A 26,320-nucleotide genomic window follows, 5' to 3' on the forward strand; every position below is an offset into this window, starting at 1 on the left:
AGGCGAAGATGATGACGGATCGTGGGTAGTGCGCGGGGGGCTCCATTGATCCAAGTCAACGGTCCGTATGAAATCAGCCGGCCTGCGAGCGGCCTGCACGCTTCGCGATGCAACACGAAACGCCTGACTGAACGAAAGTCGCGCCGGAGACCGGCAAATGTCCCGGACACTACCTGGCCTGGTTGTCGCCGAGCACGCTGTCGAGCGACCGCAACCATTGCCCGCTGTCGGTCCTTTCGGCGAGCCCCTCGGCGCGCAGCAAGTCGCGCAATTGCGCATGCGCGCCGACGATGCAGAACGCGACATGGCGTGACGCAAGTTCGTCGTAGAGATTCCGCAGCATATGCGCGCCGGCCAGATCGATGTAGGGCGACGCCGAGAGGTCGCAGGCAACGAGCCTGACGTCCGACGACCTCTGGAGCGCATTCAGCACGGCCTCCAGGATCGTCTCGGCATTGATATAGAGCAGCGAGGCTTCGGGGCGGAACGCGATGACCCCGACCAGCGGCTCCACGTTCTCATGCCTGGCGCTGTCGGAATACCGGCCACTGCCCGGGAGCTTGCCGAGGAACGCCACATTCGGCTGTGACGCGCGCGCCAGCAGCAGGAAGATGGAGGCGATCGACGCCAGCAGGACACCCTGCAGGATTCCGAGCAGCAGGACGGATACCAATGCGATGGCCGCCGCGTAGAAATCGATGCGGCTGACGCGCCACATCCGCACCAACGTGCGGATGTCGACGAGCCGGTAGACGGCGGCAAAGACGATGGCGGCCAGCACCGCCTTGGGCAGATTGGTCAATAGCCCTGCGAAGAACAACAGGCACAGCGCCAGCGTCACCGAGCAAATGACCAGCGCCAACGGCGTGCGAGCGCCCGCGCTGTCGTTGACGGCGGATTGCGACAATCCGCCTGCCACGGGATAGCCGTGACCGAAGGCCGCGGCGAGATTGGCCGCACCGAGGCCCAGGAACTCCTGCCTAACGTCAAGGCTGTCACCATGCTTGGTGGCGAAGCTCCGAGCCGCCGAAACACCCTCTATGTAGGCGAGCAGCACGCATCCGGCGGCAAGCGGAAAGAGATCGTCGAACTCCAGCAGGCCGAACGTGGGCAAGCCAGGCACCGGCAGCCCCTGGGGGATTTTTCCCGTCACAGGCACGCCGAGAGCCGGCAGGCCGAGCGCGGTTGCCACCACGATCGCCAGCGCCACAACCCCGATCCCGACCGGCTTACCGGGGAGGAGCCGCTCGCCGGTCATGAGAAGCAGGAGTGCCACCAGACCGACGACGAGGATCAGCGGATTCACGTCGCCGAGCTGCCCGGCGAGCTTGATGCCGCGTTCGAAGAAGTTGTGGCCGCCACCGGCAACACCGAACAGGCTTGGCAACTGACTCATGATGATGGTGAGCCCGGCGCCAGCCTTGAAGCCGACCAGAATGCTGTCGCTGACCAGACGCACGAGGACGCTGAGCTTGCACAGCCAGGCGATGAGGCACAACACTGCGACCGCGCAGGCGGCAAGACTTGCGATTTGCCCATAGCGCACCGGATCGCCCGCGGCGAGCGGCCCGACCGTGCCCACGATCATCAGCGAGATTGCCGACGTCGGACCGACCGCAAGCTGGCGCGACGAGCCCAACAAGGCGTAACCGATGCCGCCGAGCATGTAGCCGTAGATCCCCACCTGCGGCGGCAGCCCGGCCAGCGCGGCGTAGGCCAGCGATACCGGAATTGCGTAAGCGGCAAGCGTGACGCCGGCAACTGCATCCGATGGCAGCCACGACCTGCGATAGGTCGCAAGCCAGCTCGACGGCGGAAAGAACCGCAACCAGCTCCCCAGCGGCCCGGACGGAGCGTTCATGGGCTGGCCTCGCTGCGCTTCACCTCGCAGCGCAGCAACACGATCAGCAAGGCGATCACGGGGATGCCGAGCGCCAGGTTCGGGAAGGACTTTGTCGCGAAGGCCCCGACGGCTGCTCCCACGCCGAACATGACGCACAACGCTGCAAACATGCCCGAGCGGCGAAGCGGCCCCGACTGACCTCCGCCGACGACCGCTGCAAACGCGCCCTCGATCGCCTGACGCATGTTGCCGGTGATCATCACCGAACTGTAGACCACGCCTTCGACCTTGGTGAAAACTGCGGTCTGCATCGCCGCGACGAAGGAAATGCCCAGCGTGCCTGCAAGATCGGGCATCCGGTTGTGCAGGATTCCAATTGCGATCAGAAGCATGATCTCGATCAGCGTGCTGATGACGCTGGCCCGCTCTCCCGTCGCGTGGCGCAGCCAGGCCGCAACCAGGACACCGATCGCAAATGACAGGATCGGCGGCACGAAATGAAGCGCCGCGGCCCAATTGCCCACCGAACCATAGACCCAGAGCAGGACCAGATTGGCGGTCTGGGCATTCGCCATGACGCCGTGGATCATCCAGGTGTAGGCGTCGAGATAGCCGCCGGCGAAGGCGAGCAGCAACGCGACCTCAAGCGTCTCATCGCGCCGCAACGATGCGCTCGCAGCTAGATCCAGAGTGCTCATGGTGCGGATTTCGGATGTCGCAGATGCTGCATCAACCAAAAGACGCCGCGGCGATGATCGCTTGGGATTGATCTAAATCAAGCAGTTGCCCGGTTCCCGGGAGCGAATTCGACGTCAATCATTGCGCCCGGGGATTTGCCATCATGGACACTGTCAGGTGGATCATTTCCACCGCTCCGGAAATCTTCCTGCTGCTTGCGGTTGCCATCGGCACCTTGCTTGGGCGCCTCAAGATCCACGGCTTCGCGATCGGCACCACAGCCTGCATCCTGATCGTGTCCGTCCTGATCGGACAACTCGGCACCTTTACGTTCCCCGCGCTGCTGAGGATCGTGCTGTTCAGTCTCTTCGTATTCACGATCGGCTACAAGTCCGGACCAGAGTTTTTCGCCTCGTTGAGTGTCCGCACCCTGGCCCAGGTTGCCATGGCGCTCGTGCTCGGCGGGACCGGTCTCGTGATCGTGCTGGCCTTTGCGTTCGCCTTCAAGCTCGATCCCGGCACGGCATCCGGGCTTGCGGCTGGCGCGCTGACGCAGTCCTCCGTGATCGGCACGGCATCGGGCGCGCTGGCTCAGCTCGGATTGCCGAAGACCGTGCTGGAGCAACAGGAAGCGAATATCGCAGCGGGATATGCTGTCACCTACGTGCTCGGCTACATTCTGACACTGCTCTTCGTCCCCTTCGCGGCGCCGAAACTGATGGGGGTCAATCTCAAGGACGAGGCGAAAAAGCTGGAGACCGAGCTTTCAGGCGGCGCGCCGCCGAAGACCGAGAACCTATCTTATCGCAAGTTCCAGGCTCGTGCCTACCGCGTCACGGCTGCGGCCGGCCGAACCGTCAAGGCGATCGAGGAGGATATCGGCAGCCGCACGGTGATCGAGCGAATCGTGCGTCAGGGCGCCGATATCGAGCCGCGCCTGGACACCGTGCTCGAGACCGGCGACGACATCGTCATCGCCGGTCGAACTGCTGCCATTGTCGCCGCCAAGCCGATCATCGGGCCCGAGATCGATGCCGACGAGATCCTGAAGGCGATCCCCGGCAATGTGCTTGATGTGCTGGTCGACAACCGCAACCTCCACGGCCGATCCATCCGGGACGTGGCCGATCGCATCGGCGGCGATGCACGCGGTGTGTTCTTGCGCGCCCTGACGCGGCATGGGCGCGAAGCACCGCTGAGCGCCGATACGCGCATCTATGTCGGCGACGTCATGACACTGGTCGGCAGCACCCACAACATCGAGCGCGCGGCGAAGCAGGTCGGGCAGATCGTGCGCTCCGGCGACCGTACTGACATTGCCTTCCTTGCGGCGGGTATTGCCGCCGGGCTGCTGGCCGGGCTCGTCAGCTTCAAGGTCGGCGGCATCGCGCTGACGCTCGGCGGCGGCGGCGGCGCACTGATCGCGGGCCTCCTCTGTGGCTGGCTGCGCTCGCGCCGGCCGACGATGGGCGCAATGCCGCCGGCCGCGCAGCAGACGCTGAGCGATCTCGGCCTCGGTGGATTCATCGCGGCGATCGGCCTCGCCAACGGTCACGCCGCCTGGGTCGCGATCCAGGCGCATGGCCTGTTGCTGGTCGGCATGGGCCTCGCGGTCACGCTGGTGCCGCTGATCGTCGCGACGCTGTTTGCCTATCACGTCCTGCGCATGAACCCGGTCATCACCTGTGGAGCCCTCGCCGGCGCCATGACGGTCGATGCGGCCGTGACCGGGGCTTGCGAGATCGCCGAGAGCCAGACGCCGGTGCTCGGCGTCGCCGTGCCTTACGCCGTCGGCAATGTGGTTCTGACCGTGCTCGGGCCGATCATCGTGGCCTGCACCTTCGTTGGTTGAGGGAGGAAGGAATGCGGCCCCGGGCATGGATCCAGCGGCTACTGGTGGTCGCGCAGCTGCTTGCGTCTTTCTTGATTGCACCGTCGCTGGCCGACGATCAGGCCACCTCGCGCAGCATCCAGGAGGAAGTCTGGGCGTTGCCGCTGGCGTTGCCGATGTTCGCCTATGTGGTCCGCCCCGTCGGCGATGGCCCGTTCCCGCTCGCAATCATGAACCACGGCGTGTCGCTCGACCCGATACAGCGCAGCTTCTTTCCACTCGTCGAGTTCCGCGACGCGGCGAAATGGTTCGCAAGGCGCGGCTACTTCGTGGTCGCGCCCGTCGGCACCGGTTACGGCGCCTCCGCCATCGATATTCCCGAGCGCGGGCTCTATGGACCCTTCTTTTCCAAGGTCGGCAAGTGCTCCAATCCCAATTTCCGTGACGCCGGCCTCGCGGTGGCACAGGTCGACCTCTGGATCATCGATTTCCTGGCCGCCGAAAAACGCATCACGCCGGAGGATGTCGTCGTTGTCGGTCAGTCTGCGGGCGCCTGGGCATCCATCGCGCTTTCCAGTCTGAACCCGCCGCAGGTCGGAGCGATCATCGCCTTCGCCGGCGGCCGCGGTGGACGTGTCGCCGGCAAGCCGAACAACAATTGCGCCCCGGACAAACTGGTCGAGGCGACGATGGATTTCGGCCGCACCTCGCGGGTGCCGATGCTGTGGATCTATATCGAAAATGACACGTTCTTCGGCCCCGCACTGTCGAAGCGGATGCATGAGGCCTTCACCTCGGCCGGCGGCAAGGCGCAATACCATCTGGTACCGCCGTTTGGCGATGAAGGGCATTTCTTCATCGGCTCGCCGAATGCCATTCCGATCTGGTCCCCGCTCGTGAGCAAGTTTCTCGACGAACTCAAATAGACGAAATCGATTTCTGGAGGCGACACAATGGCACGCCCACATCGCCAATCCATCCGGGTAACAAGCAATCACGCGACCGCACTTCTCGCGCTTCTGCTGCTCGTCGCCACCGCCACCAGGCCGGCCTTCGCCGAGATTTCACCGCGGGGGCAACGCATGGCGAGCGACATCAAATATGGCGACTGGCGAAAACTGTGCTTCAAGCCGGGCGGCGCCAAGGCCGTGTGCCGGACGTCGATCACCGGCACGTTCGACACGGGGCAGACGGCAGTTCGGCTGGACTTGATCGAACGTGAGGGCGACCACACGGCACGGCTGCAGATGTTCGTTCCGGTCGGCATGTTCGTCCAGGTGCCCGTCAAACTCAGGGTCGACCAAGGCACCACCTATGCCGTGCCGTACACATGGTGCCTGAACAATGCCTGCATTGCGGCCGATGTGGCAAAACCCGGCCTGATAAGGGAGATGGAAGCGGGCAAGACGCTCGCGCTGGAGGTTGTCGACCCCAATCTGCTATCGGTTACCGCCTCGGTGCCGCTTGCCCAGTTCGCCCTTGCGCACAAGGGGCCGCCGGCCCAAACGTTCGACCAGCAAATCGACGAATAGCCCGCAGCCGATTTGTCCAACCTAGCGACCACGGGCTCTTTCCACACTCTCGATGAGCGAGGCCGCGGCAAAGGGCTTGGTCAGATAGGCGATGCATCCCGATGCGATTGCTGCCGCGCGGCTTTCATGATTGTCGTTGCCGGTGACAAAGACAACCGGCACATGGACCTTCTGCTCCACAAGCCTGCGTTGCAGATCGATTCCAGATTCGCCATCCAGATTGATATCCAGGATGATACAGAACGCCTGCTGAAAGTTGCCATGATTTAGCAGCGCATCGGCGGATTCGAACAGCTTTGCCTCGAAGCCATGCTCCTGCAGCAGCCGCTTCATGCTCCTGCGCATGGACGGGTCATCATCCACAACGAAGATGGACTTGCGGTGCGACAAGTGGCCCAACTCCATACACGGAAAGCTCGGCAGAACACGATGGACTTGCGTGAACGCGTCGGGCGCCTCGAGGTTTCCTCGTCTGCCGGTGCGTCAGACACTTCAGCTTGTTGAAATACCCCTCTCGGGGGGATTTCCATTGACCTTTGGTGCAAGTCACAGAAGGGAACCTGAAATAAACACCGCCTAGCCGTGTGAGCCGCTCTCCGGATCGAGCATACCAAGCAGCTGCGCTGTCGAAACCAGTTCCGCGAGCGAGCTCACCTGCATCTTCTCCATCACCTGGTGTCGATGTGCTTTGACCGTGCGTTCGGTCGTTCCCAATTCATACGCGATCTGCTTGTTGATCTTCCCACGCACGATCAGGTCAAACACCTGCCGTTCGCGCGGCGTCAGCAACGCGACGAGAGCGCGACGCGAATCGAGCCGACTACGCTGCTCGCGCGCGATCTGCTGTTGTGACAAGGCGCGCTCGATCGCTTCAATCAACTGCGCCGACGAAACCGGCTTGGTCAGGAAATCCTCGGCACCGGCCTTGATCGTCCGCACCGTCGTCGCGGTATCGGCGTGCCCGGTCAGAAACACGATCGGCACGGTCGATCCAAGCTCATGAAGACGCGTCTGTAGATCCGGTCCGGTCAGGCCCGGCATCTGCACGTCGAGGAGGATGCAGCTCTGCAGCTCTTCGCGGGGCAGACGATCGAGCAGGTCCTGCGAGGAGGCATAGGTCGCGACGTCGTAGCCCGCAAGTTTAAGCCGACGCTCGATCGCCGTTCGGAACGAGGCATCGTCGTCGACCACGTGAACAAGGCCAGGCAATGGGCCCTCTCTGTCTCTTGCAACTGCTTTAACGGCTTACCTAGCACAGGGATGGGCCAGAGTGATCTAGCGATCCCGTTAATGCAGAAGTTTTCGCAAGTCAGAGTTTGTGACGCGAAGCTCGATCGGACGCAGGAGCCGCTCTTCTCGTTCCGCGCACCATCCTACCGACCTGTCCCTTGGTACAATGAACCAAGTGACAATGGTGAAGAATACGGCGTTAGTCGTAAATCGCCCCGCGCGGGAGTTGCGACATCGGCGGCACATTTCTCGTGGCGAAATATCAGTCTAGCAGACCAATTCAGCGATCAGTTGAGGAGTTGGCCTATGTTTGTCCGCATCACGACTGAGGTGTCTCCCCGCCCCAATTCGCTCAAAGACCTCGGCATGACGAGCGAGTCAAATCCAATCGTCAGTTTAAACGAATTTACATATAAAAAGGGCACGGAGATCTACGGCGAGAAGGAACCCGCAGATTACGTCTATCAGGTCAGGTCTGGTGCAGTGCGAAGCTATAAACTTCTGTCGGACGGTCGCCGCCAGATTGGCGCTTTCCACCTCGCCGGAGACATTTTCGGACTTGAGAACGGCAAGGAGCATCGGTTCACCGCCGAGGCGATCGTGGATACCACCGTCCGGCTGATCAAGTGGCAAAGCCTGGAGCTGGTGGCGGAGAGCGACGCGATGGTCGCGCGCAACTTGCTCAGCATGACGACGAGCAACTTGCAGCACGCCGAGGATCACATGCTCCTGCTCGGCCGGAAGACGTCGCTGGAGCGCGTCGCCGCTTTCCTGCTCGAAATGGACAAGCGGCTCTCCGGGGTCGATGTCATGGCACTTCCGATGTCCCGGCGCGATATCGCCGATTACCTCGGCTTGACGCTGGAGACCGTCTCGCGGGCGATATCGCACCTTCATGATCTCGGTGTCCTCGGCTTCATCGGCAATACCCAGCGCCAGATCGTGCTGCTGGACCGGCAGCAGCTCGCCAGTCTCGACCTGCAAAACTGAGCGCGACTGCCATTCGTTAACGTGAGATCACCTGGCGTCCGGCAGTTTGGTCACTCCGAGATCGTCGAGCGTCTTGCGTAAGACCTCGAACAGGACCGCGGTCGACCAGCCGAACATCAAGATGCCGTTCATCGCGGTCATCGGACCCGTCAGCCGCCATGCCTGTATGGGCGTGATGTCGCCGTAGCCCAGCGTGGTGTAGTTGACGAAGGCGAAGTAGATCAGGTCGCTGCCGGCAGGCGCGGCACCGACCATGGCATAGGCCAGCGCCCAGACCAGAACCTCCATCGTGTGCGCCACCATCAGCGCCGACGCTGTTGCGACCATGACGGCCATCAGATGCAACCGCGGCCAGGTAGCATATTGCAGCCCGGCGGTGCGGGCGATGCCGATGGCTCCCACGGTCACCAGGGCGTGGATCATGATGTTGATGACACTCACGATCGCGCCGACAAGGAATTGAACCGCCATTGTGCTCGCATGGGCAAGGCGCTCGGCTGTTCATCGCCTCACGCCGAGGTTTCAGTCCATTCAGTTTTTGGGCGTGAACGCGCCCGTCGCCGCCTTCATCGCCGACTCGCCCATGCTCCTGGCCTGATCGGTCAAGGCCTGCATCTGCCCCTGAAAGAATTCGGATTGAAGCTTGAGCGCGTCCTGAACGTCCCTGGCCTGAACGAGCTTGTCGCCAAAGTCGAACGTCGCGCTGGCGTTGCGCTGCATGAAACTGCAAAACTGCTTGGCCTGGTCCGCGATCGGCAGCGGCGAGGAACTGAGCCCCCGCTCCAGCAGCTCAAAATACTCCTCATTGGCCTTTCGCAACCGCGCAAGCGCTTCGGTAAGCATTTCGCGGATGTTCTCGGCGGATGGATTGATCTCTGCCATGACAATACTCCCTGTGTTTATGCCGAGAGCCCCCCGAACCAGGCGCCGAAATAGCCGGCGTAGAGGGCCGGCACTTCCAGGTTCATCGAATGTCCGATGTTTGGGACGACCACGAGCCGGCAATCCGGCATTGCCTCGGCCATGGCGCGCAGGTCCGTGGGCGGGATCCAACCATCACATTCGCCCCACAGCACCAGATGCGGATGCCGGATCTCCGACATGCGGCGCTCCAATTCCCTGCTCTCCCGCTCCCGGGTGAGATTGACCGGCGTTCCGATCCAGATGCCTTCGGAGACTCCAAAGGTCTGCTCGATGATCCGGTCGAACAGCGCCTGGATTTCGCCGAGCCCTTCACGGAAGCGCGGAATCGCGTTCGGGGCCATGCTGTCCGGCTCGAACAGCGAGGACGCGGCGGTCGCCATCACGGTCCGCGTCAACTCCTTGCTTGCCATCATCGCCCGGAAGAGACCGATCTGGTCGGCATTGAAGGACATGCCAAGCGGCGTCACCGGATCGAGCGCGAACACCCGCCCGAATCGTTGCGGCTGCATCAAGAGCATACGGGCTGCGATGATGCCACCGGTCGAGTGGGTTGCCAGATGGCAAAATCCGATCTCCAGCGCATCGAGCGCCGTCAACATGTCGTGCGCATGCTGCTGCATCGAATAGTTGGAATAGTCGGTCGCGGGCTTTGGCCGCTCGCTTTCGCCGCAGCCGCGCCAGTCGATCCCGATCACCCGCAGCCCGCTCGGAAACATTGGTGCGGCGAGTTCGATCCAGTCCTTGCTGGCGAGATTGCCGTGGATGAAGACGACGGTGACGTCGCCTCGTCCCCACTCCCGCCAGCCCAGTTCGACGTCGCCCGCGCGCACCCTTGGCATGAACCGACCCTACTTGTTGAGACCGGCCGTCGGCGCCGCACCTGGCGGCGTCGGGGCGACGGGGATGGCCGATGCCACGGCGCCCTTGATCATGCGATCGGTGCCGAGCGGCGATGAGGTGTCGACCGTTCCCTTGGTGACGAAGTCCACGACGTCAGCGGAGTATTCCACCGGATTGTCCGTATGGATGAAGTGTCCGGTCTCCGGATAGATCTTGAGCATGGGCCGGTTGCCGGCGTTGGTCATACGCGTCATGAACGGCGTGATGACGTCGCGTCCGAGATCCGTCAGCCCGTTGAATGCGGGCGTCGGGATAAACGGCTCCTTGTCGCCGAACGCCAGGAAGATCGGCTGCTTGATCTCGGTGAGCCGCTCGTAAAGGTTCTTTGGGTCGTCCTGCTGCAACTCCGCTCCGATTGTGTAGATATCGTAGATAAAGACGTTGCACCACTGCTCCAGCTCCTTCGGATTGCCCTTGGTGAGCCCGACGCGCTGCTCGGTGTGGAAGCGGGCGTACTCGCTGTCGCTGAAGAAATAGCCGCTCTTGGCCGCCGACACCGCACCGGTCTCCGGGTCACGCTTCTTGAAGTAGAAGAAATCGCGGATGTTCTGCTCGTCACGCGCCTTCTCGGCGGCCAGGATTCCGGTCTGGTCCCAGGTCAGCTTCCACTTGTCGAAATCGTGGCCGAAGGCTTCATCGAACAGACGCACCTTCTTGTCCTTGGCGATCGTGATATCGCGCGGATACTCCTCAAGACCGGACGGCGCTTCAAGCGCGAGGGCCTGCACCGCATCCGGCCAGGTCAGGGCATAGCCCGTCACAAACTGGCCGCCGAGCGAGTGGCCGAGATAGACCGCCTTCCTGACGCCGAGCTGGTTCACCACGAGGTCATAGATGGCCTCGCGCATGTCCTGCATGGTCCGCGCCGGGGTCTTGTTGAGATTGCCGGGCCCGGACATGCCGTAGTGCGGCAGATCAGGCACGATCACGCGCAAGCCGCTGCGCAAGGCATATTGCATGATATTGCCATAGTGACCGCCGAACGCGCCCTTGCCATGGATGATGACAAGCACCTTCGGATTCCTGTCCGTGCCGGCATATTCGTCCATATAGCCGATCTGCCAGGACATGCCGCTCTTGTCCTTCGTGGTCGCGTATTTGACCGGATAGGGATAGGTCACTGAATCCTTCCAGAACGACTTGCTTGGATCGATGTTCGCGGCGACGCCGGGCACGCGATAGTTCTTGTCGTCGAACTTCTGGGCGCGATCGAGCGCCGCGACGTCGTCCATGAAGGCGACGAACTTCGGATCGTTCTTGCGCTGGTTGATGATCGGGAACACCCCGTAGTGCGCGACCGGACTCTCCTGGGCGATCAGGTCCGCGCCGGGTACGCGATCGACCGCCTTCTGGGCCAGCTTGAAGTTCAGCCAGAGATCGTTGGTGATGTGCATCACCAGCGTGCGCGCCTGGATACGGCCGAGGTAGGGATTGATGTTGTGGGTCTCGCCGACCCGGTTGCGCCAGACGAGGTCGACGGCGTCATAGAGCTTGGCGCGATTGGTGACGCTCAAACCGGCCTTCTCGTTCGGGGAATCCCAGTAGAAGATCTCAGGCTGCACTGCGGCCCAGTTCTGGGTCGTGCGATAGGAAAAGTCGTAGCCCGTCATGCCCAGAATCGACCAGCCGAAGGCAACGCCCGGCACCGGATGCTTCTCCTTGGGCTGCTTGTAGTAGTCGCCCTTGGTCGCCTGCCAGACGGGATCGGACTCGATCGCGGCCGTCATCATCTGGAACGTCCAGTTGCCGACGGGGTCATCGCCGTCCGACTGCGTGGTGCCGCCGATCGGCATCAAGGCGCTCACATATTCCGGATGCATCACGCCCCAGACATAGGTCTGCGTTCCGCCCATGGAGACGCCGGCGACAAGTGCCACACGCGCAACCTTCAGCCCGTCGCGCAGCAGGCGGTAGTTGGCCTGGACCATGTCGTAGTAGCTGTACTGCGGAAACTTGATGCCGAGGCCGTCCGACGGCTTGCTGGCACCCCAGGTGCCCAGCGGATCGACCATGATGACGTAGTACTTGTCGGTATCGATTGGCCGGCTCGGACCGATGATCGGCACGCTGCCGGACAACGGAGCACCGACGACCCACTGCTCGTACATGTCGGTGGAATCACCAGAATAGTAGGAATTGATCACGACGGCGTTGGTGATCTCGCCGGCAGCGTTGCGCCGCGCATTGCCGATCGCAATATAGGCGGTACGCAGCTTGCCGGCACCGAGTGATTCCAGGGTGACGCCGCCCTCCCCGCCGTTCTCCCATTTGGAGGGATTGTCGAGGTCGTACTTGCCGCCGAGACGGAAGTTGGCGATCTCGTACGTCTTTTTCAACTCGTCATGCTTCACCTGCGAGGAACGGCGAGTGAAGGGTTGTGCAACTGCGAGAGCAGTGCCGACCAGCAATACGATCAGGCTGACGAAGCAACGCTTCAAGATCTCGGTCCCGATCATGACGAACTCCTCCCTGGGCAATTTTAGAAAACGCTAGAAAGGAGGACACCGGGAGCATTGATCTAACTCAATGGAATCCGATCGCCGAGGTTGAGGATCGCAGGCATCGGAACGCCGGTAGTTTTGCGCGATGCCCTTCCTCAGCCACGGCTCATATCGGATACGCTATGAGCTCGACGGGCCGGCGGGGGCGCCCGCCTATGTGCTCGTGAACGGGCTCACGCAATATTCCGAACTGTGGGCCGCCTATCGCGAGGCCCTGCTGGCGCGAGGGTTTCGCGTCGCGACCTTCGACCTGCTGGGACAGGGAGCCTCCGACAAGCCGACGCTCTTTATTAACCAGGACGACCAGGTCGCAGCGCTGCGCCTGCTAATCGGCGAGCTCGGCGATGGCCCGATCTTCCTGAGCGGCATTAGTTTTGGCGGGCTGATCGCACTGCGCTATGCCATCGAACATGGCGATCGCATCTCCGGCCTCGTGCCGATGAGCTGCTTCGCCGAGCTGACGCCGCAGCTCCTTCTGCTCGGCAATGCGCTGCGGACCGGGCTGATCCTCGGCGGCACCGGCTACCTCCAGGATCTGCTGTTGCCAATGAACCTGTCTGACCAATGGCTAGAGCCGCTGCTCGACAAGCTCGACAGCGTCAAGCGCCAGGGCTGGCTGGTCAACGACGTCTACGCGCTCCAGAACCTGATGGAATCCTTCCTCGACTTCCAGCCCCTCACCCCGCGCCTGTCCGCGATCTCAGTACCGACGATGATCCTCAACGGCGAGTTCGACTTCCTGACTCCGCGTCATCTGCACGAAACGCTGCGCGTCGAAATCCCCAACAGCTCGCTGGTGATCATTCCAAGAGCCTATCACGCCTTCACGCTGGAGAAGGGTGTGCTCACCGCCGACCTGCTCGCGCGCTTCGCCGACGACGTGCTGGCAGGCCGCTGGCAGGGCAACCAGGCCGTCTGGATCGCGCCGGAAGAAGCCGGCGGTGAGCTCACGCCATTTCCCGCCGGCTATGATCATTTGCGGGCCATCCCCGTTCGGGCAGCGCCGCCATGAGCAGATTTCTCGGACCGCTCGATTCCGAAGGCCGCGTGCCGCCGCACCAGCAGACACGCGTAGCTGCGTTCCTGATCTCGGCGCACGGCGCCTTGGCGCGGCAATTCGCAATGGCCTTGCCCATGCGTATCGAGGCTGCCTGGCAGACCGAGTTGAACGCGCAATTCTATCGGGAGTCCGAGATCGTCTCGCTCTTGCAACGCACGGCCTCCTGGGTGCCCGACATGGCCCTAGGCTACATGGCGGCTTCCTGGGAAACGGCCTGGTTTCCCAAGCCGATCGAGGGGATAACCAATCTACCCTTGGCCCTGCCGATCGATCTTGCGATGCTGGCCCATGCCGTTCACGCCGGAATCCGCCCGGCGGCCCTGCTGCCGCTAGGCGCGAATGCCAACGATCCCTTCGTGTTCGCATTGCGCCGCATTGAATTCGAGAGCGGCCGGCTCTTGCAGGCGCAAATTCTCTTCCTGAAAGGCGAGAGCCTCGTGCCGTTTCGCGACACCGTGAACGCGGCGCTTGAGCAGCGCCACGCGGAAGTCCGAAGACTATGGGCGGACGCCCTTGAGAGCGCCGGCGTCACCACGTGATGCGGGATTGATGACAAGCCTTGACGCAGATCAAAGGAGTGCGCCGACCGCTCGCCAACATCGTCTCATCGTCGCCTTTCTTTGATCGCCTCTGCTGACTGGAGTTCCCATCATGAGGGCCGTTTCCGTCGAAGAAGCCGTTGCGATGATCCCGTCCGGTGCGAGCGTCATGGTCGGCGGCTTCATGGGCGTCGGAACGCCGGAGCGCCTGCTCGACGAGATCGTCCGGCAGAAAAAGGCCGGCCTGACCTTGATCTGCAATGACGCCGCCACGCCCGGCAAGGGCGTCGGCAAGCTGTTCGATGCAGCGCTGGTCTCGAGACTGACCGCAACGCATATCGGCCTCAATCCGAAGGCGCAGCAGCAGATGCTGGCGAACCAGATCGCCGTCGACCTCGTACCGCAAGGCACTTTCGTCGAACGCATCCGTGCGGGCGGATGCGGCCTCGGCGGCGTGCTGACGCCGACCGGCGTCGGAACGCTGGTCGCGGAAGGCAAGCGCCAGATCGAGGTCGACGGCAAGCCGTTCCTGCTGGAGACGGCGTTGCGGGCGCAGTTCGCGCTGGTGCACGCCTTCCTCGCCGACTATCTCGGCAACCTCGCTTACGCACTGACCTCCCGCAATTTCAATCCGGTCATGGCGATGGCCGCGGATACTGTCATCGTCACGGCCGAGAACATCGTCCCCGTCGGCGTGATCGCGCCCGACCACGTCGTGACACCAGCGCCGCTCGTCGACTACCTCATTACGAACGGGTGAGACCATGGATCCGCAAATCATCATCGCCCGGCGGGTGGCCAAGGAGCTGAAGAGCGGCAACCTCGTCAATCTCGGCATCGGCATCCCGACGCTGGTCGCAAACTACGTTCCGCCGGACCTGAAAGTGTTCTTTCAATCCGAGAACGGATTGATCGGCACCGGGCCTATCCCCGAGCAAGGCTTGGCGCATCCGACGCTGACGGACGCCGGCGGCCGCCCGATCAGCGCGCTGCCGGGTGCCAGCACGTTCGACAGTGCGATGTCGTTCGGGTTGATCCGCGGCGGCCATGTCGACGTCACCGTCCTTGGCGGCCTGCAAGTCGATGCGCAGGGCCATCTCGCCAACTGGATGATCCCCGGCAAGATGGTGCCGGGCATGGGCGGGGCCATGGATCTCGTCAGCGGCGCCAGGCGGGTCATCGTCGCCATGCAGCACGCGGCGAAGGGAAAATCCAAGATCGTCGCCAAATGCACGCTGCCGCTGACGTCGGCGCGACCGGTGCACCTGGTCGTGACCGACATGGCGGTGATCGCATTCCCCGACGGCAGGGCTACCCTGCTGGAGACCGCGCCCGGCATCAGTGTCGGCGAGGTCATGGCGGTGACGGACGCCGAACTCGTCGTTCCCGACAACGTCCCGGAAATGAATATCTGAGCAGGTGACCGACATGCGGACATTCAGCGACTTCAGCGAAATCAAATCCGCCGTGGGCACCGAGATCGGCGTCAGCGACTGGGTCGAGGTGACGCAGGATCGCATCAACCAGTTTGCCGAGGCGACCTGCGACCAGCAGTGGATCCATGTCGATCAGGAGCGCGCCAGGAAGGAATCGCCCGGCGGCACCACCATCGCCCACGGCCTGTTGTCGCTTGCGCTTGCACCGCTCTTCATTCGATCGGTGATGGGTCTCAAGGGCCTGCGCAACACCCTGAACTACGGCGCGGACAGGATACGATACCTGGCGCCCGTGCCGGCGGGCTCGAAGCTGCGCGGCCGTGTCACCGTCGCCGAGGCGGAGGACGTGCCGCCCGACGGCTTGCGCGTGAACTACCATCTCGTGATCGAGATCGAAGGTGGCAAGAAGCCGGCCTGCGTCGCCGAGTTGATCGCGCTCCACTATCGCTGAGCGGCGCGGAAGACGCGCGCCGGTCTCGTTCAGTCGATGATGTGATAGCCACCGTCGATATAGAGAACGCCGCCGGTGATCAGCCTGGCTCCGTCGAGCGCCAGAAACGCCGTGGCATTACCGACATCGTCGACGCTGACGAGGCTGCGCGCCGGCGCCTTCGATTGCGCCTTGTCCATCAGCTCGTCAAATTCGGGAATGCCCGACGCCGCGCGCGTGGCGAGCGGTCCCGGCGAGATCGCATGCACGCGGATACCCTTCGGACCTAGTTCAGCGGCAGCGTAGCGAACGGCCGCTTCAAGCGCTGCTTTTGCCACGCCCATGATGTTGTAGTTCTCCACGACCATCTGGCTGCCATAGTACGTCATGGTGAACATCGTCCCGCCGTTCTTCATCAACGGCTCGGCGAGATGCGCCATGCGAAGGAACGACCAGCAGGAGACGTCCATCGTCTTCAGGAAGCCGTCGCGGCCGACGTCCACGACGCGTCCGTGCAGCGCCTCTTTCGGTGAGAAGGCGATCGAGTGCAGCAGAAAATCGAGCTGCCCCCATTCCTTCGCGATCCGCTCGAACACCGTTTCGGTTTGCCCCTCCACCATGACGTCGAGCGGCATGAAGATCGGCGCCTCCAGCGCCTGCGCCAGCGGCTCGACGTGCTTCTTTGCACGGTCGTTCAGGTAGGTGACCGCGAGCTCGGCGCCGAGCGCGCGAAATGCCCTTGCGCATCCCCAGGCGATGGACTGGTCGTTGGCGATGCCGACGATCAGGCCCTTTTTCCCCTTCAGGGCAACCTTGGTATCGGGAAATACGGGAATCATGACACCCTCTCTTGTCTGGGGTTGGTCGATGGCGTGTTGACCAGCAGCGCCAAGGTGTGCTGGGCGATCATCAGTTCCTCGTCAGTCGGCACGACGTAGACGGGGATCAGACTCTCGGAACGCGATATCAGCTGCGAATTGCGGGAATTCTCGGCCGGGTCGAGGCTGACACCGAGCCATCCGAGCTGCCCGACCACGCGCGCGCGAATGGTCGCGGAGTTCTCGCCGATGCCGGCCGTGAAGACGAAGGCATCCAGGCCCTGCAAGGCGGCCGCGAGCATGCCGGCATTGAGGCCGATCCGGTACACGAAATAGTCGATCGCCAGCTTCGCCCGGGCGTCTGCGCTGGCCTCGAGCTCACGCATGTCGTTGCTGACGCCCGAGAGCCCCTTCAGTCCGCAATCGCGATAGAGGAAGTTCTGCACGTTCGACGCCGACATGCCCTTTTCGGAAATGAGATAGAGCACCACACCGGGATCGAGCTGGCCCGGGCGCGTTCCCATCGGCAATCCGTCCAGCGCCGTGAAGCCCATGGTGCTTTCGACGCTCTGCCCTGCCTTCAGCGCGCACATCGAGGCTCCGCTGCCGAGATGGGCAACGATGACCCGGCGTTTCGCGACGTCCGGCGCGATGTGCGGCAGGGTCTTCGCAATATATTCGTAGGACAACCCGTGAAAGCCATAGCGCCGCACGCCCTCGGCGTGAAGCTGGTGCGGGATTGCGTAATGGTCGGCGACCGCACTGTGCGTGCGATGAAAGGCGGTATCGAAGCATGCCACTTGCGGCAGCGTCGGGAAGCCGGCAAGGATCGAGCGGATCGGCGCAAGATTATGCGGTTGATGCAGCGGCGCAAGGCTGACGAACCGCTCCAGCCGGGCGACGACGCCATGATCGATCCGTACCGGCCGATCATAGTCCGGACCGCCATGCACGACGCGGTGCCCAACCGCGATCGGGTCGATGCGAAGCTCGTCACGCAACCAGCTCCCCGCGATCTCCATCGCGGCCGGAACGTCCGCGACCGCCTCGATCGGGTAGGCGCGGTCGGCGAGCGTATCGCCATTCGCGCCGCTCGCCCGCAATCGCGGACGGCTACCAATGCCGTCCATCTGGCCCTTGAGCTGCCGCCGCAGCCTCCCCTCTCCCTCGATCGAAAAGACCTGGAACTTGACGCTCGAGGAGCCCGCATTGACGACGAGAATCGTATCCATGATGGTCACGCGGCAACTGTCGGGGCGTGTTGACGCCGGGCATTGGCATAGAGCGACGCCACCGCGCAGGATGCCATGCGCGCCCGCGGCGAGTCCGCCCGTGACGTCAGCACGACGGGCACCCGGGCGCCGAGCACGATGCCGGCGCCGTCGGCCTTGGCAAAGTAGGCCAGGTTTTTCGCCAGCATGTTGCCCGATTCGAGGTCGGGAACGACGAGGATCTGAGCCCGGCCGGCGACCTCGGACTTGATGCCCTTGATGCGCGCGGCCTCGGGATCGATGGCATTGTCGAACGCGAGCGGGCCGTCGAGCACGCCGCCGGTGATCTGCCCGCGATCAGCCATCTTGCAGAGCGCAGCCGCTTCGATCGTCGAGGGAATCTTGGACGTCACGGTTTCCACCGCCGAAAGGATTGCCACCCGCGGCGTCTTGCCGAATCCGGCCTCATTGTAGAGATCGATGGCGTTCTGGATGATGTCGCGCTTGGCATCGAGATCGGGAAAGATGTTGATCGCGGCATCCGTCACCAACAGGGTTTCGGCATAGACCGGCACGTCCATCACGAACACATGGCTGATGCGCCGGTCGGTGCGCAGACCGCCCACCTTCGCCGTCACCGCGCGCATCAACTCATCGGTGTGAAGGCTACCCTTCATGAGCATTTCGCCCTTGGCTGCGTGGATCAGCTCGACACCTTTGGCGGCGGCCTCCTCGCTATGCGCGGCGTTGACGATCTCGAAGCCGGAGATGTCGAGGCCGGAGCTGCGCGCGATATCGCCGATTCTGTTCGCGGGCCCGACCAGGATCGGCCGGATGATGCCGGCCTGCGCGCTGTCGACCGCGCCGCGCAACGAGGTTTCGTCGCAAGGATGCACCACGATTGTCGGAACCGGCGGCACCGCCTTTGCTGCCGCAATCAACCGGTCATACTTGCTGGGAGACTGCGTTTGCCTTGCTTCGGTTGACATGATGTCGCTCCCAATCCTTGCAGACAGCCTTACGACGCCTTCGCCTTTGGATCGAAAGGGGCGACGTTCGATTCTCCTTCACCTGTATCGACGCCGAACAACGCGGCGACGCGCCGGAGGCGACTTGCGCGCTCGCCCGTGATCTCGCCGCTTGCGGAGAGCACCTCGCGTATCGCCGCGAAGGCCGCACGCCGCTGGTTGACATCCTCGGGCAACAGCTTCTGAACGGCTGCCAAAGCACCTTCCCGATCGATCAGCAGCATGAAGAACTGCTCGCGGACCAGCATCTTGAACTCCGGAAGCGTCATTCGCTGTCCACTGTAGTCGCGACGGATCTGGCGCAACGCCTCAATGCTGCGTTCGTCGACCATTCCCCGCGCCGACCCGATGTAAAGCAGGCTTCGAATGGCCGCCTCGCGCAGGCCGCCCTCGCCGATCCCGGATTTCAGCTGCGCAACCCGCTTGTCCAGCATCGCGCGATGCTCGGCTGACATTTCGCGCCGGCGCGACAGCTCGGATTTCGGATCGATCCCAAGCGCGGCCTGCACCGCCGGCGAGCCGTAGAGGTTGAGAAAGATCGTTTCGCTCAATGCCTCCTGTGCGTCACGCCAGCTGTCGAGTGCGTGAACGATCTGCTTGGACACCTGCTCCTGAAATGCAAGGAACGGATTGTCCTTGGCGACCGGCTTGCGGTTGTCCTCGATCGCGTCAGCGGCCGACTTCACAGCCGTCATCCACGGATTTTGGCTGCTGAGCGCCTCATACTGAAGCCGCAGCGGGTGCAGGTGGCGCATCGTCTCTGCCATTTGCGGTGTGACCAGCTTCTTGATCCAGGGCTGGGCGAACTTCTGGTAGGAGGCGAGGTTGAGTTCCGAGACGCGTTTGGCGGCAGCGAAGCGCCGCTCGTCCTCGGGCGAATTGCCGCCCATGGCGCGGATGTCGTCGAGCGTCCGCGCCTCGCACCGCATCACCCACTGGCCGACCACGAGGTCGGAGCTCGTTGTCTCCTCGCCCTTGGCTTCGAACGTGGCTTCATAGAGACCGGGCGGCAGCACGTCGATCAGATCGATGTTGCTCGAGAACTCCGCGTGTTCTTTCTTGGCGACGCCGCCGGACACGAAGATACCGAGATGCCCAACGCTCTCGTGAACGGTGTAGACGATCGTCTGCCCATAGGCCCTGATCTCGTCGACGTCGGCGTAGCAATCGAGGATCCAGTCCAGCGCCTGTTGCGGCGGCGTGACGTTGTCGCCCTCGGAGCAGAACACCACGATCGGCGACCTGATGTTGCGCAGGTCCACCTTCTGGCCGTCGGACATCTCGATCTTGCCGGCAGCGAGATTGTTGCCGATGAAGAGCTCATCGACGATGAACTGGATTTCCTCGGCATTCAGGTTGACATGGCCGCCCCACCATCGCTCGAATTCGAGATAGCGGTTCGCCTCGGTATCGACCTTGGAATAGACGTTGTACTGCTTGGTCCACAGGGTGTTCGATGGATTCTGGTTCTCGAAGTTCTGCACCAGCCAGGCGCCGTCGAACTTTCCGGCGCCGAGATCGCTGGTCATCGCGGTGAGCCAACTTCCACCCAGAAGGCCGCCGGAATAACGCATCGGATACTTGCCGTGCACGCCGGCCCAATAGGCGAGCGGCGCACCCGCGATGATCAGCGGCCCGAACAGTTCCGGCCGCAGTGACGCCAGGATCATGACGGCCCAGCCGGCCTGGCAATTGCCGATCACGCAAGGCTTTCCGTCGGCGTCCGGATGACGGCTGATGACCTTTTCGATGAAAATGGCTTCGGCGCGCGCGATGCGTTCGATGGTCTGACCGGGCATCGGCTCCGGCAGGAAGCCGATGAAGTAACAGGGATGCCCGGCCTTCATCGCGACGCCGATCTCGCTATCGGCCTTGAAACCGCCGATGCCCGGGCCATGGCCCGCGCGCGGATCGATCACGACAAACGGCCGTCGCTTGAGATCAATCTCCACGTCCTTGGGCGGGATGATACGGACCAGCGCATAGTTGACCGGCTCGTCCAGCTGACGGCCGTCCATAATCAGTTCGGCGGCATACTGCAGGACATGCGGCGCCGTCTGTGCGACGTGCTCCCGGTATTGATCGCCGCGCTGACGCATGATGTCCAGGAACAGCACACTCCGCTGGCTCGCGTCGACCATGTATTCCACGGCCGAAGCGACAAGTCCGGACAAGGGGCCGCCTGGCAGGTTTGGCTTTTCCATCGACATACTCCGCCTCGTCGTCGCGCGACTTCATCCAAGGCGCTCCGAGGCGTCCGACATTGATTTAGGTCAACGGTCGATGGTCGCTTGCGGCGCCGCGCCGGCGCGATCGGTCCTGATCCAGGCCACGGCGAGCTCCCAGGACACCGACAGGATGATGGGTCCGATGAAAAGGCCGAGGATTCCGTGGCCGATCGTGCCGCCGATCACGCCGATCAGGATGACGAGCGTCGGCGTTGTCAGGCCGCGTCCCATCACCATTGGTTTCAGTATATTGTCGAGAATGCTGACGATTCCGAGGAACAACGTCAGCATTAATGCGGTAGTGACGTCCTTGTCGGTCCATATCCAGATGATCACGGGGAGCATGATGATGGCTCCGCCGATCTGCACGATGGAGAGCAACAGCACCAGGAGCGCGAGCAAGCCGGCGATCGGAATGCCCGCCAACTTGAAGCCGATACCGGCCAGCAGCGCCTGAATGACGGCGATGCCGATCACACCCTGGGCTACCGCGCGGATGGTCGCGCCTGCGAGATCCAGGAAGTGCTCGCTCTGCTCGGGCACGACCCGCGACAGGAAGCTCCTGCCCGCCGCCACGAGCTGCGGTCCATAGGGAAACAGGCAGCCGGCGGCGACGACCGACAGCAGGAATTTGACGGTGCCCACGCCGGCATCGCCCACAATGCCGAGGAGCGTACCGGCGAAAGGCTTCAGATACGGCGCAATCCGTTGCAGGACCGCGCGGAGATTGGTCGAGGCCTGATCCCAGAACTCGTAAAGCGGTGCGCCGATCAGCGGCCAGGTCTTGATCGCGGCCGGCGGCGAAGGAATCGCCAGATCGCCTGCGGCCAGCTCGTCGGCAAAGTCCTTGACCCCGTCCACCGCACCCAAGCCGAGCCACGCCGCCGGCCCAATGACAATGGCGAGGTTAACGGCCGTGAGAAGCACCGCGGCAAGCTTCGTCCGGCCACCGAGGATCTTGGCGAGGAGGACGAAAGCCGGATTGAGCGCGACAGCAAGCACGAGGGCCCAGACCAGAATCGTCACAAACGGGCGGATCAGATAGAAGGTCCAGACAATCAACAGAGCCAGCAATCCGAGTCGGATCACGAGCTGGATCACGTCCTCTCCGGTGAGAAGCTGGCGAAGTGTCTTCAAGGCGGCGTCCAGATCTGGTCTAAAGGGAGCGTAGCCGGCGCTTCGACGTTGCGATCTTGATCTGGATCAAGCACCCGAGCGGATACGGCGACCTTATCGGCTGACGTCGGGCATGATCAGAGCCCAACCTGCCTGCACGGGAGGCCGCGATGTCCGAGGTCGCCAGCTGCAGTGCGTCGGCCTGATAGCTCGGCCTGCATTATTGAAGCTTGACGCCAAGTGCGGAAAACCCCTGCCGGGCCTTCCCGGCAGGGGGCTGTCTTGCAGCGCGACCACGGAGGCCTCGGACGCACAACCATGCACCATCCGAGCGCCACCGACCGATACGTCCCCGCGAAAGATGCAGAATGGCTACTGCGACCGATCCGACGTCCACCCCTTGTACTCGGCGACATTGTCCCGGGTCACAAGCTTCGACGGCAGGAGTTCGACGGTCGAGGCCGGCTTCTGGCCACTGAGAATGCCGACTCCGACCTGCACGGCGCGCCGCGCCATGAAGAACGGGTCCTGTGACGCCGAAGCCTGGATCTGCGGCGATCCGGGATCCTTCAGTGCGGCCTCGATGTCGGGCGCACCGTCCACCGCGGTGATGACGATGCCGGTGCGATTTTGCTGGCGCGCCGCGAGGTCGGTGCCGATCGCCTGCGGATCGTTGATGGCGAAGATCGCGTCGATCTTGGGGAAGCGGGTCAGATAGCCTTGCGCGACGGTGAGGCCGCCTTCGCGCGAGCCCTTGCCGTCCTGGTCGCTGGACAACACCTTGATGCCCGGATTCTTCGAGAGGACGTTCTTGCAGCCGACGACGCGGTCGATCACGGCGGAGACCTGCGGCCCGTTCTCGATGACGACGTCCCCCTTGCCGCCCAGCTTGTCCACGATGTACTGGCAGGAAATCTCGCCGGCCTGGACGTTGTTCGTGGTCACGGTGGCATCGGCGCCTTCGGCCGCGGTGTCGACCGCGACGACGACGATACCCGCCGCCTGCGCCTTCTTGATCGCCGGCCCGATCGCCTTGGGGTCGCCGGGGTTCAACAGGATCAGATCGACGCCGGCGGCGATGAAATTGTCGATCTGGGTGACCTGCTTGCCGAGGTCGTATTCGAACCCAACCGTGGTGACCTTCACATTGGGATTGGCCTTCTTGGCCTCGAACTCGGCGCCCTTCGACAGTGCGACGAAGAACGGGTTGCCCAGCGAGCCGAGCGAGACACCGATCGACTTGAGCTCCTTGGCGAAGCACGGCGCGGTGCTTAGGGCAAGCGCCGTCGCGGCGCCGGCGAGCGTGATCGTCTTCAACATTGGCTTCCTCCCTGGTCTGTCTTCATCTCCGGCACGGCTGACCAGTTGCCGTACCGGAATCTCACATCGAAACGCCCGCGCTCAGGTGCGCGCCGAGCCTTTCAAGTCCTTGCGGAGCCTTGCAACCGGTAGCGGTCCAGCGCCACGGCGCCGATGATCACCAGGCCCTTGATCACATATTGCCAAATGTCAGAGACGCCGGTGAGGATGAGGCCGTTCGACAGGACCGCGATGATCAGCGCGCCGACCAGCGTGCCCCAGATCGAGCCGATACCGCCGACGAAGGAGGTGCCCCCGAGGATCACCGCGGTGATGGCGTCGAGTTCATAGGACTGGCCGAGTTGAAGACCGTTGGCCGCATAAAGCCGCGCCGCCTGCATGGCGCCGCCGAGCCCGGCCAGCAGCCCGGACACGCCGTAGACGAAGATCAGCACGGCCCAGACCTTGATGCCGGCAAGCCGCGCCGCGCTCTCATTGCCGCCCACCGCGTAGATGTGCACACCGAGCACGGTCCGGCGCAGCACCAGCCACGAGGCGAGGATGACGAGCAACGCGATCACCGAGAGCCACGGGATCGAAGCAACGCCGGGAACGAGCGTCAGCGAGCCGTTGCCGATGAAGGCGTAGGGAATGGAGGGATTGAACACCGTGGTGTCAGCGCCGAGCAGCCGCGCCAGACCGCGCACGGCGGTGAGCGAGCCCAGCGTGACGATGAACGGCGGCAGGCGCAAGAGCGCGATCAGCGCGCCATTGACGACACCGAAGCCGAGACCGGTGAGAACGGCGGCCGGCAGCCACAGCGCTCCGAGTTCCGGCAGTTTCGACATCGTCAGGCCGGCCATCGCGGACGCCGCCAGGATCGAGCCGACCGAGAGATCGATGCCGCCGGTCAGAATGACGAAGGTCATGCCCGCGGCAAGCACGGTGTTGACGGCGGCCTGCTGCAAGACGATGCCGAGATTCTGTCCGGTGAAGAAACGGCCGTCCGACAGGTAGTGAAAGCCGGCGCATAGCAGCAGCAGCACGGGCAGCATGCCGGCGGCGCGGATCAGCAGCCTGATGCGCTGGCGCCTGGTCTCCTGGGCGGCGGCGAGGCCATTTGCCGTGGCGGCCTTCGCCTGCGTCGATCCGTTATCAGGCATCCAGATGCTCCATCCCCGTGGCAAGTGCCATGATATCCTCCTGATTGAGCGGCGCCGTCTCGGTTCGGTTGACCTCGCCCGCGATGTGTCCCGACCGCATCACGATGACGCGGTCGCAGATGCCGATGATCTCAGGCAGATCGGACGAGATGACCAGGATCGCGGTGCCGGCCTTGGCGAGATTGTCGATGATCGAATAGATCTCCGACTTGGCGCCGACATCGACGCCGCGTGTCGGCTCGTCGAGGATCAGGATCTTTGGCGCGATGGCGAGAAGCCGCGACAAGAGCACCTTCTGCTGGTTGCCGCCGGACAGGCCCCCGGCCGGCACGCCGGCATTGGCGGCGCGGATGCTGAGCCCCGCAAAGGCCCTGTCGGCACGCTCGCGCGCCTTGTCACCATCCAGGAACCAGCCAAGCTTCGCATCGCGCCCGAGCACCGCGAGATTGATGTTGTCCAGGCATGACATGTCGAGAAACAGGCCGAGCGCCTTCCTGTCCTCCGTCAGATAGGCGATGCCGGCCTCGAGGGCCTCGCCGGGCGTGCGGATGTCGATCGGCTGGCCTTCGAGTTCGAGACGGCCCGACGTTTTTGCCGCCGCGCCGATGATGAGATGCGCAAGCTCCGTGCGGCCGGCGCCGATCAGGCCGGCAAGCCCCACCACCTCGCCCGCATGCACGGTGAGCGAGCAACCCTTGACGCGCAGGCCGTCGGACATGTCGATCGCACCGAGCACGGGGTGTCCCCGCCCCGCCTCCGGGTCATGGTCCTTCTTGTAGAAGGAGGAGACGTCGCGCCCCACCATCAGCCGCACGATGGTATCGGCGCGGATCTCCGGCTTGTCGAGCGAGCCGACCAGACGGCCATCGCGCAGGACGGTGACGCGGTCGCCGAGCGCATAGACCTCGTCCATGCGGTGCGAGATGTAGATGATGGCGAGCCCCTCGGCGCGAAGCTGACGGATCAGCATGAACAGCCGCTCGCTCTCGCCGGCCGAGAGCGCGGTGGTCGGTTCGTCCATGATCAGGATTTTCGACCGCGCGTGCAGCGCACGCGCGATCTCGACGAGCTGGCGCTGGCCCATCGACAGATGCGCGACCAATGTCGATGGCTGGAAGTCCGCGCCCAGCCGTTCCAGGATGGGGCCAACGCCCTGGCGCATGGTGCCACGCGCCAGCAAGCCCGAGCGCGAGATCTCGCGGCCGAGATAAATATTCTCCGCGACACTGAGATTGGGAGCCAAAGACAGCTCCTGATAGATGATGGAGATGCCCGCGGCGCGGCCGCCGAGCGGGCCTTCGATCCGCACCGGCTTGCCCTCGATGCGGATCTCTCCGCCCGGATCGGGCCGGTAGGCGCCGGACAATATCTTCATCAGCGTCGATTTGCCGGCGCCATTCTCGCCCATCAGGGCATGGATTTCGCCGGGATAGACGGTGAGATCGACGGCACGCAGCGCCTTGATACCGAAGAAGCTTTTCGAGACCCCGCGCATCTCGAGGATCGGATCGTTCATCGTGCCTCCCGACGCACAATGCGTTTCCCACCCGCGTCTCGTTTCGT

General features: G+C 63.4%; 25 protein-coding genes. 9 read left to right on the forward strand and 16 right to left on the reverse strand.

What is annotated here, in order from left to right:
- Positions 1-169: 169 nt before the first annotated feature.
- Together E4K65_RS37540 and E4K65_RS37545 are read right to left on the reverse strand one after the other, a co-directional pair.
- Positions 170-1,861 (reverse strand): SulP family inorganic anion transporter, encoded by a 1,692-nt coding sequence (locus tag E4K65_RS37540; RefSeq protein WP_135178376.1) that lies wholly within the window; start codon positions 1,859-1,861, stop codon positions 170-172.
- A complete protein-coding gene (locus tag E4K65_RS37545) occupies positions 1,858-2,541 on the reverse strand; it encodes a YoaK family protein (RefSeq protein WP_135178377.1) in 684 nt (227 codons plus the stop codon). The genes E4K65_RS37540 and E4K65_RS37545 overlap by 4 nt, the downstream gene beginning before the upstream one ends.
- A 143-nt stretch (positions 2,542-2,684) precedes the next feature.
- Between E4K65_RS37545 and E4K65_RS37550 the strand changes: the two genes are divergently transcribed.
- From E4K65_RS37550 to E4K65_RS37560, 3 genes are read left to right on the forward strand one after another with little or no spacing between them, the layout of a single operon-like run.
- Complete coding sequence (locus E4K65_RS37550; RefSeq protein WP_135178378.1) at positions 2,685-4,373, forward strand: aspartate:alanine exchanger family transporter; 1,689 nt, start codon at positions 2,685-2,687, stop codon at positions 4,371-4,373.
- Between the two features lie 11 nt (positions 4,374-4,384).
- On the forward strand, positions 4,385-5,278 hold the full coding sequence (locus tag E4K65_RS37555; RefSeq protein WP_135178379.1) for an alpha/beta hydrolase family protein: 894 nt from the start codon (positions 4,385-4,387) through the stop codon (positions 5,276-5,278).
- 27 nt (positions 5,279-5,305) lie between these two features.
- Positions 5,306-5,884 carry an invasion associated locus B family protein gene (locus tag E4K65_RS37560; protein WP_135178380.1) on the forward strand — a complete coding sequence of 193 codons (579 nt, stop codon included), beginning with the start codon at positions 5,306-5,308 and terminating at the stop codon, positions 5,882-5,884.
- A 21-nt stretch (positions 5,885-5,905) separates the two neighbouring features.
- On the opposite strand, the gene E4K65_RS37565 is transcribed toward E4K65_RS37560, so the two are convergent.
- Both E4K65_RS37565 and E4K65_RS37570 read right to left on the reverse strand, forming a co-directional pair.
- A complete protein-coding gene (locus E4K65_RS37565) occupies positions 5,906-6,274 on the reverse strand; it encodes a response regulator transcription factor (RefSeq protein ID WP_167771465.1) in 369 nt (122 codons plus the stop codon).
- A gap of 186 nt (positions 6,275-6,460) precedes the next feature.
- Positions 6,461-7,093 (reverse strand): response regulator transcription factor, encoded by a 633-nt coding sequence (locus E4K65_RS37570; RefSeq protein WP_135178381.1) that lies wholly within the window; start codon positions 7,091-7,093, stop codon positions 6,461-6,463.
- Between the two features lie 327 nt (positions 7,094-7,420).
- On the opposite strand from E4K65_RS37570, the gene E4K65_RS37575 reads away from it, so the two are divergent.
- On the forward strand, positions 7,421-8,104 hold the full coding sequence (locus tag E4K65_RS37575) for a helix-turn-helix domain-containing protein (protein WP_135178382.1): 684 nt from the start codon (positions 7,421-7,423) through the stop codon (positions 8,102-8,104).
- 27 nt (positions 8,105-8,131) lie between these two features.
- Here the strand turns inward: E4K65_RS37575 and E4K65_RS37580 are convergent, their stop codons facing one another.
- From E4K65_RS37580 to E4K65_RS37595, 4 genes are read right to left on the reverse strand one after another with little or no spacing between them, the layout of a single operon-like run.
- Entirely contained in the window at positions 8,132-8,575 is a 444-nt protein-coding gene (locus tag E4K65_RS37580) for a potassium channel family protein (protein WP_135178383.1), read from the reverse strand.
- 60 nt (positions 8,576-8,635) lie between these two features.
- The gene (locus E4K65_RS37585) at positions 8,636-8,986 is read right to left on the reverse strand and encodes a phasin (RefSeq protein ID WP_135178384.1); all 351 of its coding nucleotides are present in this window, start codon (positions 8,984-8,986) and stop codon (positions 8,636-8,638) included.
- A 17-nt stretch (positions 8,987-9,003) separates the two neighbouring features.
- Complete coding sequence (locus E4K65_RS37590) at positions 9,004-9,867, reverse strand: alpha/beta fold hydrolase (RefSeq protein ID WP_135178385.1); 864 nt, start codon at positions 9,865-9,867, stop codon at positions 9,004-9,006.
- A 9-nt stretch (positions 9,868-9,876) separates the two neighbouring features.
- On the reverse strand, positions 9,877-12,384 hold the full coding sequence (locus E4K65_RS37595; protein WP_135178386.1) for an alpha/beta hydrolase: 2,508 nt from the start codon (positions 12,382-12,384) through the stop codon (positions 9,877-9,879).
- 130 nt (positions 12,385-12,514) lie between these two features.
- Here E4K65_RS37595 and E4K65_RS37600 point away from each other — a divergent pair, with 130 nt between their 5' ends.
- The 5 genes from E4K65_RS37600 to E4K65_RS37620 all read left to right on the forward strand — a co-directional run bounded on the left by E4K65_RS37600 (position 12,515) and on the right by E4K65_RS37620 (position 15,915).
- Positions 12,515-13,441 carry an alpha/beta fold hydrolase gene (locus E4K65_RS37600; RefSeq protein ID WP_135178387.1) on the forward strand — a complete coding sequence of 309 codons (927 nt, stop codon included), beginning with the start codon at positions 12,515-12,517 and terminating at the stop codon, positions 13,439-13,441.
- Positions 13,438-14,028 (forward strand): hypothetical protein, encoded by a 591-nt coding sequence (locus tag E4K65_RS47875; RefSeq protein WP_167771466.1) that lies wholly within the window; start codon positions 13,438-13,440, stop codon positions 14,026-14,028. The genes E4K65_RS37600 and E4K65_RS47875 overlap by 4 nt, the downstream gene beginning before the upstream one ends.
- Before the next feature lie 112 nt (positions 14,029-14,140).
- Complete coding sequence (locus E4K65_RS37610; RefSeq protein WP_135178388.1) at positions 14,141-14,788, forward strand: CoA transferase subunit A; 648 nt, start codon at positions 14,141-14,143, stop codon at positions 14,786-14,788.
- A gap of 4 nt (positions 14,789-14,792) precedes the next feature.
- Complete coding sequence (locus E4K65_RS37615) at positions 14,793-15,443, forward strand: 3-oxoacid CoA-transferase subunit B (RefSeq protein WP_135178389.1); 651 nt, start codon at positions 14,793-14,795, stop codon at positions 15,441-15,443.
- Between the two features lie 13 nt (positions 15,444-15,456).
- Positions 15,457-15,915 carry a MaoC family dehydratase gene (locus E4K65_RS37620; RefSeq protein ID WP_027548561.1) on the forward strand — a complete coding sequence of 153 codons (459 nt, stop codon included), beginning with the start codon at positions 15,457-15,459 and terminating at the stop codon, positions 15,913-15,915.
- A gap of 29 nt (positions 15,916-15,944) precedes the next feature.
- On the opposite strand, the gene fabI is transcribed toward E4K65_RS37620, so the two are convergent.
- The 8 genes from fabI to E4K65_RS37660 form a co-directional block, all read right to left on the reverse strand.
- Positions 15,945-16,733: an enoyl-ACP reductase FabI gene (gene fabI, locus E4K65_RS37625; RefSeq protein ID WP_135178390.1), complete on the reverse strand. Its 789-nt coding sequence runs from the start codon at positions 16,731-16,733 to the stop codon at positions 15,945-15,947.
- Complete coding sequence (locus tag E4K65_RS37630) at positions 16,730-17,944, reverse strand: acetate/propionate family kinase (protein WP_135178391.1); 1,215 nt, start codon at positions 17,942-17,944, stop codon at positions 16,730-16,732. The genes fabI and E4K65_RS37630 overlap by 4 nt, the downstream gene beginning before the upstream one ends.
- Before the next feature lie 5 nt (positions 17,945-17,949).
- Positions 17,950-18,912, reverse strand: coding sequence for a phosphate acetyltransferase (locus E4K65_RS37635; protein WP_135178392.1), 963 nt, complete (start codon positions 18,910-18,912; stop codon positions 17,950-17,952).
- Positions 18,913-18,941: 29 nt separating this feature from the next.
- On the reverse strand, positions 18,942-21,161 hold the full coding sequence (locus E4K65_RS37640; RefSeq protein ID WP_135178393.1) for a TerB family tellurite resistance protein: 2,220 nt from the start codon (positions 21,159-21,161) through the stop codon (positions 18,942-18,944).
- Positions 21,162-21,224: 63 nt separating this feature from the next.
- Positions 21,225-22,316 (reverse strand): AI-2E family transporter, encoded by a 1,092-nt coding sequence (locus tag E4K65_RS37645; protein ID WP_167771467.1) that lies wholly within the window; start codon positions 22,314-22,316, stop codon positions 21,225-21,227.
- Between the two features lie 351 nt (positions 22,317-22,667).
- Positions 22,668-23,615 (reverse strand): ABC transporter substrate-binding protein, encoded by a 948-nt coding sequence (locus tag E4K65_RS37650; protein WP_135178394.1) that lies wholly within the window; start codon positions 23,613-23,615, stop codon positions 22,668-22,670.
- A 101-nt stretch (positions 23,616-23,716) separates the two neighbouring features.
- Complete coding sequence (locus E4K65_RS37655) at positions 23,717-24,757, reverse strand: ABC transporter permease subunit (RefSeq protein WP_027548554.1); 1,041 nt, start codon at positions 24,755-24,757, stop codon at positions 23,717-23,719.
- Entirely contained in the window at positions 24,750-26,273 is a 1,524-nt protein-coding gene (locus E4K65_RS37660) for a sugar ABC transporter ATP-binding protein (RefSeq protein WP_135178395.1), read from the reverse strand. Before E4K65_RS37660 ends, E4K65_RS37655 begins: the two co-directional genes overlap by 8 nt.
- Positions 26,274-26,320: the final 47 nt, after the last annotated feature.

Origin of the sequence: Bradyrhizobium niftali, from assembly GCF_004571025.1 — a bacterium.
In the GTDB taxonomy this organism is placed as follows: Bacteria; Pseudomonadota; Alphaproteobacteria; order Rhizobiales; family Xanthobacteraceae; genus Bradyrhizobium; species Bradyrhizobium niftali.